This is a genomic window from Acinetobacter rongchengensis, from assembly GCF_003611475.1.
GTDB lineage: Bacteria > Pseudomonadota > Gammaproteobacteria > Pseudomonadales > Moraxellaceae > Acinetobacter > Acinetobacter rongchengensis.
The window spans coordinates 1-1,481 of sequence record NZ_RAXT01000141.1; the positions used below are offsets into that span (position 1 = coordinate 1).

At 43.7% G+C, this 1,481-nt stretch carries 1 protein-coding gene; it reads right to left on the reverse strand.

What is annotated here, in order from left to right:
- Window positions 1–54 precede the first annotated feature (54 nt).
- A complete protein-coding gene (locus tag D7V20_RS19095; RefSeq protein ID WP_120385395.1) occupies window positions 55–1,389 on the reverse strand; it encodes an ISNCY family transposase in 1,335 nt (444 codons plus the stop codon).
- Window positions 1,390–1,481 lie beyond the last annotated feature (92 nt).

Sequence of the window (1,481 nt, forward strand, 5' to 3'; positions counted from 1 at the left end):
TGTTATTCACCAATTAAAATGTCTATGCGATAAACCATTTAAAATGTCCTGTTTTTAACTACAAGAGTCAAGCACAGGATTTAAATTTCTTTGTTCAATAACAACTTTCTGAGCTTTACGACTCGGCATACTTTTCTTGAGACGGGAACGTTTATTCTGTTTCTCCAATTCCTCATGTTGCTGCTGGATATGGGCCAGGACCGAACCTAATCTTTTATTCTCAACCACTTCATTCTGCTGTAGTCCAGCCAGTTTATTGAAGACGCTATAGTTGATCTTCCGTCCTTCATGCATGATTGCCACAGTACCATCCGGGTACTCCAGAAATGAAATGTATTGCCCAGCAAGCTTATGATTCAGCTCTGTCGGTTCAAGCATATAAATACACTTGTCATAGGTCAGAGTCAGATTCTTGGTGACCTTACGCGGTTCCTGCCAGGTAAAAATATCATCCAGTTCAAGATCAGATTCGCTTAATGGCCGATGCAGGTTCTTTGAGTTTCGCGCACATTTGGCGAACTTCTGATTGAACTGCTCAATAAAGCAGGGTAACCATATATTGGCCTCTGCAATCGAACCGATGCCTTCCAGGCGCATCTCTTTGATCAGACGGTCCTGAAGGGTTCTGTTGGCACGTTCCACACGACCTTTGGCTTGGGGTGAGTTGGCAAAGATAATATCGATGTTCAAATTATTCAGAATCCGCCCAAATTGCGTAATCTGGCTGTCTTGCCTGGATTTCTGATTAACTCTGAATACCGAATGCTTGTCACTATAAAAGGCTAGAGGTTTGCCGTATTGTTCAATGTAGGCTCGGGTTGAAAGCATGTAGTCAAAGGTCGTTTCAGCCTCACAAAAGCGCAGATGCAACAGCTTTCCAGTGGCATCATCGATATAAACCAACAAGCAGCATTTTGCAGCTCGACCTTCAAACCAGTCATGATATGAGCCATCAATTTGGATCAGTTCACCGAAGCAATCCCGGTTATAACGTGGCTGATATGGACGCTTCAGGCGCTTGGATCGCGGAATCCACAGGTCATTGGCCGTCATCCAGCGCCGAAGCGTTTCTACCGGGATATTCAGGTCAAACATGCTGTTGAGCTTCTCATGCGCCAAGGTGGGTCCAAAGCCCAGTAAATGTTCAGCAATAATGGAAAGGCACTTTGATTTTAACAAGTCATCATGGCGACGATGGCCAGGTTGACCACGACTGGCATGTGCCATACCTGAGACACCATCTTGATTGAGCTTTTGCAATAACCGGGTAATTTGACGGGTGGAAAGATTTAGGATTTCAGCAGCACGGATCTGGGTAATACGATGATCTCGAACGTCTTGCAGAACTGCAAGCCGTTGAATTTCTTTGTCAGACATAGTGATCAGCATCTATATTTATATCCAGTCCATGGTGATAAAAACCATCATAAACTAGACATTTTTATTGGTGAGAATATAGACACTTTAAATGGGTTCTAACA